Consider the following 6,869-nt stretch of genomic DNA (forward strand, 5'->3'; position numbering starts at 1 on the left):
ATTTGGGCGAATGCGCTTAACCGAGCCGCTGCAGGTGGCGCAGCACAATGAACTGCGAGAGATAGCCGGTCAGCGCGGCGACGCCGCCCGCGAGTAGAAAGATGACGACGAAGCCGCTCGGGCCGATTGTGAAATCGCCGAACATGGCCTCCATCTGATCGCCGCCGCCGGTCGCACGCCACCGCTGCGCCACGAACTGCGCCAGGGCGAAAAAGGCGATCGCGCCGCCGCCGCCGATCAGCGCGCCGCGTAATCCCAGGGCCATGAATCGATGCTGAAATTCTCGCGCGATGAACGAGTCGGCGGCGCCGACGATATGGAGCACTTCCACAATCTCGCGGTTTGTCGCCACCGCGGCGCGGGTGGCTGAGGCCACGGCGACGGCCATCGCCGCGAGGATTAAAACGAAGATGAGCGCGGCTATGGCCACGGCTGCGCGCGCCATATCGCCGAGACGCTCGATAAAGACATGATGATCGTCGAGGACGGCGTTAGGAACGGCGCGCTCGAGCTCGATGCGCAACTTGTCGAGATCCGTCCGATTTTCGGCGTCGAGCTTCAGCACGATCATGCGCGGCGTGGGCAGTTCAGAGAGATCCAGCCCCTCGCCAAGCCATGGCGTCAGCAGCGCCTCAGATTCCGACTTGGCGTAGATTCGGGCCTCCCGCACGCCGGGCGTTCGCCGCATCGCCTCCGCCGCGTCCTTAACGTCGGCCTCGACGTTACGGCCGGGGACCGGACGCACCTGGACGGTCGCTTCGCGCGCGACGTCGCTGCGCCATTCGACGCTCGCATCGGCGACCAGAATGGCGACGTTAGCGGCGAGCGCGGCGAGGAACGTCATGATCGCAATGACAATGACGAGCGAGCGGCCAACGACGGAGTCGGCGGGGACCAGCGCGCTTGGCGCCGGAATCTCTTCGGCGTCTTCATCGACGTCAGACGCGGCCGGGCGAATCGAGGACCAAAATCGCATCAGGGCCATCGTCTGCTCATTCGAAGATGTGAAGCCGGCCGTCGGCAAGCACAAGACGCCGCGCATCTTCATACTGATCCATGAGGCTTAAGTCATGAGTGGCGATGATGACGGCCGTTCCGGATCTGTGGAGTTCGATGAAGAGGCGCAGGATCCGGCGCGCGAGCGTCGGGTCGACATTGCCCGTCGGTTCGTCGGCAAGTAGCAGTTTGGGTTGCGAAATCAGCGCGCGGGCGATCGCCGCGCGCTGCTTCTCGCCGCCCGAAAGGACCGTTGGGAAGGCATGCGCGCGTTCGCCAAGACCCACCCAGCGCAACAGTTCGATCACCTCGGCGCGATAGGTCGACTCTTCGCGCCCGAGCACGCGCAAGGGCAGGGCGACGTTTTCGTAGAGCGTTAGATGATCCAGAAGGCGGAAGTCCTGGAAGACGACCCCGATTTTGCGGCGCGTCTCGGCGACGTCCTCATTGCTGAGCGCCGCCGTGTCCTTGCCGAAGATATTGATCAACCCGCGCGTCGGCCGCAGCGCCATAATGATCAATCGCATTAAGGTGGTCTTGCCTGCGCCTGACGGACCGGTCAGGAACTGAAAAGAACGCGGTGCGATCTGGAAATTCACGTCTCGGAGCGTTTCGGCGCCGACGCCATAGCGCAAACCGACATTCTCAAAGGTCAACACGACGCCGTCTTCTCCCCAAAGATGGCCCCAACGGCGGGGGTTCGAATGACGCTCGGGACGGATGCGCGAGTCGCGACAATAGCAGTTCAGCCCTGCTTAGCCATCATCACTCTCAACGATCTCTTGTCTTGGAACTTCTGCATGCGACGGCGCTTTGCGCCGCCGATCGCCATCACCCGCCTGACCCGTCAGCGACCTTCCAGAGGCAATACGAAGCTGAAGATGGTTCCGCCCCCGGGGTTGGGCTCCGCCCAAATCTTCCCATTATGCGCTTCGATGATCGAGCGCGAAATGGAAAGGCCGACCCCCAGACCGTGCGGCTTCGTCGTCGTGAACTGCTCGAAGAGCCTGTCTTTGATCTCCTCTGGCAATCCTGGGCCGGTGTCGGTGACATCGGCGCGAATGAGATTGCCTTCAATCAGGCGAGTCGACACCCTCATCTCGCGTCGCTCGCAGTTCTGCATCGCTTCGACGGCGTTACGCTTAAGATTGACGACGACCTGCTGAATCTGAACTTTGTTAATCACAACCGTGTCCGGCGACGCTTCGAGGTCGATTGCGGTTTGGACATGGTGTTCTTTGGCGAGCGCATCGGTGAACTCGCAGGCGGTTCGGATGACGGCGTTCAGATTTTGGGGAGCTTTTGAGGTCTCGCCGCGCGCGATGAACTGGCGCAGATTGTCCATAATTTCAGCGACGCGGAAGACTTGCGCATCGGCGTTGTCCAACATCTCCTCGACCTTCTCGATCGAGAGGTCTTTTTCGTTCAAATGCCGACGCGCGAAATTGAGATAGGCGCCGATCGCCGTCAATGGCTGCTTGAGCTCATGCGCCAATCCGGTCGCCATATTCTCAATCAACTCAAGTCGATTCGCCTGAAGTTCCTGACCCCCCTGCTCGAAGCGGCGCCTGGAGCTGAGATCGCGGATCAAAGCGATGAAAAGCCGCTCCCCGTCGCAGGCGACTTCGCTGACGACGAGCTCCACGGGAAAAACCGAGCCGTCTTCGCGCAAGCCTTCGATCTGTCGGCGAATGCTTGGCGTTCCCCGCCGCAGATAGTCGCGGTGGCGCTGGGTCGCCTCTGGCGTCAGCATGCCGAAATCCTGCCCAACAATGTCGCCAGGCGCATAGCCAAAAAGCGAGGCCGCTTCCGCGCTGATCGAGCGCACCACGCCGTGCTCGTCGAGCGCAATGATTCCATCGAAGGCGGCGTTCAAGATCGCGGGCAGATCAGGGCGTTCTTCGCCTTCCGCTACGTTTGGCGCAAGTGGGGAGTCTCGAAGGCTGAGGGAACGCATACGTTTTCCCCCGGGGGCGCCCGGCACGCGCCGCTCGCAGCCCCAACTCGCGGTAGCTAGGCGCTGGTGAGACGAGTTCAACCCCATACCCCCGTCCCAGGCGCATTTTCAACCGCCGAGAAATGGCCTAAGCAGACGCCATGTCGCCGACACAAGCCCCAGCGCCGCTGTTCTTTCTCAACGCACGGCTGGTCGATCCGGGTTCGGGTCGCGACATGCGCGGCGGTCTCGTGACGCTCGACGGACTCGTCGCCGAGGTCGGCGAATCCGTTCGCCAGGGCGACGCTCCCGAAGGCGCGCGGGTCATCGATTGCGCCGGCGACGTCGTCGCGCCGGGCCTCATCGACATGCAGGCCTTTGTCGGCGAGCCGGGGGCGGAGCATCGCGAAACCATCGCCAGCGCGACTTTCGCGGCTGCGGCGGGCGGCGTGACGACAATCGTGTCAACCGCGGCGACGGCGCCGCCCGTCGACGATCCCGCCGTCGTCGATTTCGTTCTGCGCCGCGCGCGCGACACCGGGCGCGTGCGCGTCGCGCCGATGGCGGCGCTGACCCGCGGCCGCGAGGGCAGGGAAATCGCCGAGCTGGGCCTGCTGCAACAGGCCGGCGCGGTCGCTTTCTGCGACGGCGCGCGCTCCGTCCGAAGCGCGCTCGTCATGCGACGGGCGCTCACCTATGCGCGCGATTTTGATGCGCTCGTCATTCATTTCGCCGAAGACCCCGACCTTTCCGTCGGCGTCATGAACGAAGGCGAATTTGCGCATCGGCTCGGCCTCGCCGGCGCGCCGCGCGAAGCAGAGGCGATCATGCTGGACCGCGACTTGCGGCTGGTCGCGCTGACCGGCGCCCGCTATCACGCGGCGATCGTGACGACGACGCTGTCGCTGGACGCGTTGCGCCGAGCCAAGGACGAGGGCCTGGTCGTCACCTGCGGGACCTCGATCAATCATCTGACGCTGAATGAGAACGACATCGGCGACTATCGCACCTTCCTCAAGCTCAGGCCGCCGCTACGCCATGAGGATGAACGCAAGGCGCTGGTTCGCGCGCTCGGGGAAGGACTGATCGACGTCATTGTGTCCGACCACGATCCGCAGGACGTCGAAACCAAACGGCTGCCTTTCGCCGAAGCCGAATATGGGGCGATCGGCGTCGAAACGATGCTGGCGGCGGGGCTTCGCCTCGTGCATTCGGGCGACGTCACGCTGTCGCGCCTGCTCGAGGCGATGACGACGCGCCCGGCGGAAATTCTAGGGCTGCGGCAGGGCAGGCTCCAAAAAGGCGCCCCCGCGGACATCATCCGCTTCGACCCAGACGCGCCCTTCGTCGTCGATCCCGCGACGCTGCGCTCGCGATCCAAAAACACGCCTTTCGACGGCGCGTTATTGCAGGGCGTCGTTCGGACGACCGTTGTCGCGGGGACAGTCGTCTACGAGGAATAAAGGCCGCGACAGCGCTTGGCGCTTGTCGCCGGCCAGAGTCAGCGGCCGTGTCGGCTCGACGACCGGACGGCTTCCGCGATCATCAGCAGAAACGGCGCGCCCAGGATCCAGGCGGGAACGAACCAGCCATAGCTATCAGTCATGACATTCTCCTCGGTCGAATCCCCAGCTCGCCTTCAACCGCGGCGACCGTCCGAGGTTCCGTCGAGACCCTTTTTTTGCCGGTCTTGAGCTCCTCATCCCAGTGCGGCAGCGAATCTGTGTCGCGCTTTCAGCGCCTGCATACTGAGCCAGACTGCAGCTCCAACCCCAACGAAATGAGCAAGTAGCAAGTTAAAGTTCGCCATTAAGATGAAGACGTCGAGCGCGCGCACGATCCTGTCCGGATCGGTAATCGCGATTCCCGGCGGCTGGGAAACGGTTTTGGCGACAAGCAGGGCGATGCTCAAGCCGGAGCCGATGAACGAGACCACCGAGCCGAGCGCGTTGACGAGTGAACCGGCCCCCAAAAACCACAGCGCCGCGGACTGGTCGGCGCCGAGCACGCTGGCGGGATCGCGCATCAGCCTGCCGGAGGCGATCGTTGAAAACAGATCCAGAAACAGTGAGGCGAATAAGAGTCCCAGCCCAAAATAGCCCCAATGGATGGGATCGCTGACCCAGACGGTGGAGCTGATGGATTGGCCGACCGCGCCGAAGGCGAGGAGCGGGGCGGTCAGGAACGCCAGGATAAAATCCAGCCAAAATCCGAGCCAACCCATGAGGCGGATGCGACGGCCAAGATCCTGCCCAATCAGAACCGATTCCGGCGAAATCGCCAATGCCCTCCTTGACGGCGCGGTGGCGACAAGCGCCGTTGACGTCGCGCGCCGCGCGGGTCCGGCCAGCGCGACGAAGCCGAGATAGGCGATCAATCCGGCCGGCAGCGCGAAGCTGGCGATCCGGTTCAATGCGCGCGCGACCTCGGCGAAGCCCGGATCCGTCAGACCCGGCGATCCGGCCGAGATCCCCACGACGTCATACGAAGTGCCGCTGAAAATCGCTTCGAATCCGCCGCTGACGACAAGCAGGCCCGCGGCCGCATAGACGAACTGGCGCAGCGGATAGGCGGCGAACCGCCTCCAGGCCAGGCCGACGCCGAAAGGGTAATTCGGAAACCCGGCGCGCCAAAGATATTGAGCGGCGAGCAGAACGACGACGAGCGCAGCGAAGTTCAGCGCCAGATTTGTGAGCGGTCCGCCGATCGACGGCTCCCAGAGTCGCAAACCCCAAGCGACGAGGGTGAGCAGGGCGAAGAGGGCGGCGAACGCCCAATCGACCGGATCGTCGAAGAAATCGTAGCGCAATTTTTAAAGCCGCATTTACGCCCCGCCATACAACCAGTTGGCGCGCGCGGCGGCGATTTCAACGCGCAGCGCTTTAGTCGTGGCCGCGTCGCGCCGTTCGGCGCCTCGGCGACTCTTGAGGAAAAAGAATTAGGAGTGAATTTATGAGAGCGCTTTTCGCCGCAACCGTCGTTTTTGTCGCGCTGTCCTTATCTTCGAGCGCGCTCGCGCAGGTCCCGAGCTTTCCCAAGGATGAGCCTTATGCCAAGGCGCGCAAGGTTCTTCTCAAAAGAGGTTGGAAGCCTGTTCACGCGCCCGAGGCTGGATTCGTCTGTCAAAAAGGCGATCCTCGCTGCAAAGGCCGCCCCGAGACAGTCTCTTGCGCCGGAACGGGGAACGCCAATTGCATTTTTCGCTGGAAGCGCAAGGACGTCGTGATCGACGTCAATACGGTGGGCGAAACGAAGCCTGTGATTACGGAAGTGACCTGTCGTTTGGCTCAAACGTCTGTTGCGCGCCGAAGGCTTTCCGCCCCTTGAAGAATTCCGCCAATAGCCTTAAAGCCTCGCCGCGCGCGAGCGACGGGCTCGTGACCACTCGGAACGAGGATCATGGCCAAGGAAAAGTTTTCACGCACGAAGCCGCACTGCAACATTGGGACGATTGGGCACGTCGACCATGGCAAGACGTCTTTGACGGCGGCGATCACCAAGGTTCTGGCGGAGACGGGCGGCGCGACCTTTACGGCCTATGATCAGATCGACAAGGCGCCGGAAGAGAAGGCGCGCGGCATCACGATTTCGACGGCGCATGTCGAATATGAGACGAAGAACCGCCATTACGCGCATGTCGATTGCCCCGGCCACGCCGATTATGTGAAGAACATGATCACCGGCGCGGCGCAGATGGACGGCGCGATCCTGGTGGTCTCGGCCGCCGACGGCCCGATGCCGCAGACCCGCGAGCACATTCTGCTCGCCCGTCAGGTCGGCGTGCCGGCGCTCGTCGTGTTCTTGAACAAGGTCGACATGGTCGACGATCCGGAGCTTCTGGAGCTCGTCGAGCTCGAAGTGCGCGAGCTGCTCAGCAAGTATGAGTTCCCCGGCGACGACATTCCGATCACCAAGGGTTCGGCGTTGTGCGCGCTCG

Annotated in this window: 7 protein-coding genes; 3 read left to right on the forward strand and 4 right to left on the reverse strand. The window is 63.1% G+C overall.

Going from position 1 to position 6,869, the window contains the following annotated elements; all coding sequences use genetic code 11:
- Positions 1-16: 16 nt before the first annotated feature.
- The 3 genes from IYX23_RS03225 to IYX23_RS03235 all read right to left on the reverse strand — a co-directional run bounded on the left by IYX23_RS03225 (position 17) and on the right by IYX23_RS03235 (position 2,953).
- Positions 17-976 carry an ABC transporter permease gene (locus IYX23_RS03225; RefSeq protein WP_196392039.1) on the reverse strand — a complete coding sequence of 320 codons (960 nt, stop codon included), beginning with the start codon at positions 974-976 and terminating at the stop codon, positions 17-19.
- A 16-nt stretch (positions 977-992) separates the two neighbouring features.
- Entirely contained in the window at positions 993-1,655 is a 663-nt protein-coding gene (gene ftsE / locus IYX23_RS03230) for a cell division ATP-binding protein FtsE (RefSeq protein ID WP_196391959.1), read from the reverse strand.
- Positions 1,656-1,843: 188 nt separating this feature from the next.
- On the reverse strand, positions 1,844-2,953 hold the full coding sequence (locus tag IYX23_RS03235; protein ID WP_210330459.1) for an ATP-binding protein: 1,110 nt from the start codon (positions 2,951-2,953) through the stop codon (positions 1,844-1,846).
- Positions 2,954-3,093: 140 nt separating this feature from the next.
- Here IYX23_RS03235 and pyrC point away from each other — a divergent pair, with 140 nt between their 5' ends.
- A complete protein-coding gene (pyrC, locus tag IYX23_RS03240; RefSeq protein WP_196391958.1) occupies positions 3,094-4,395 on the forward strand; it encodes a dihydroorotase in 1,302 nt (433 codons plus the stop codon).
- Positions 4,396-4,631: 236 nt separating this feature from the next.
- Here pyrC and IYX23_RS03245 read toward each other — a convergent pair whose 3' ends face one another.
- Complete coding sequence (locus tag IYX23_RS03245) at positions 4,632-5,741, reverse strand: DUF3611 family protein (RefSeq protein WP_196391957.1); 1,110 nt, start codon at positions 5,739-5,741, stop codon at positions 4,632-4,634.
- 143 nt (positions 5,742-5,884) lie between these two features.
- On the opposite strand from IYX23_RS03245, the gene IYX23_RS03250 reads away from it, so the two are divergent.
- Both IYX23_RS03250 and IYX23_RS03255 read left to right on the forward strand, forming a co-directional pair.
- Positions 5,885-6,259 (forward strand): hypothetical protein, encoded by a 375-nt coding sequence (locus tag IYX23_RS03250; RefSeq protein WP_196391956.1) that lies wholly within the window; start codon positions 5,885-5,887, stop codon positions 6,257-6,259.
- Between the two features lie 72 nt (positions 6,260-6,331).
- Positions 6,332-6,869, forward strand: a 538-nt coding sequence (locus tag IYX23_RS03255) for a GTP-binding protein (protein ID WP_196398821.1), incomplete at its 3' end; no start/stop codon positions are given.

Origin of the sequence: Methylocystis sp. L43 (genome assembly GCF_015709525.1) — a bacterium.
Classification (GTDB): domain Bacteria; phylum Pseudomonadota; class Alphaproteobacteria; order Rhizobiales; family Beijerinckiaceae; genus Methylocystis.

Bases quoted from the DNA above. Each gene is read 5' to 3' on its own strand.
- IYX23_RS03225 (WP_196392039.1), bottom strand. From the start codon at position 976: ATGCGATTTTGGTCCTCGATTCGCCCGGCCGCGTCTGACGTCGATGAA.
- IYX23_RS03235 (WP_210330459.1), bottom strand. From the start codon at position 2,953: ATGCGTTCCCTCAGCCTTCGAGACTCCCCACTTGCGCCAAACGTAGCG.
- pyrC (WP_196391958.1), top strand. From the start codon at position 3,094: ATGTCGCCGACACAAGCCCCAGCGCCGCTGTTCTTTCTCAACGCACGG.
- IYX23_RS03250 (WP_196391956.1), top strand. From the start codon at position 5,885: ATGAGAGCGCTTTTCGCCGCAACCGTCGTTTTTGTCGCGCTGTCCTTA.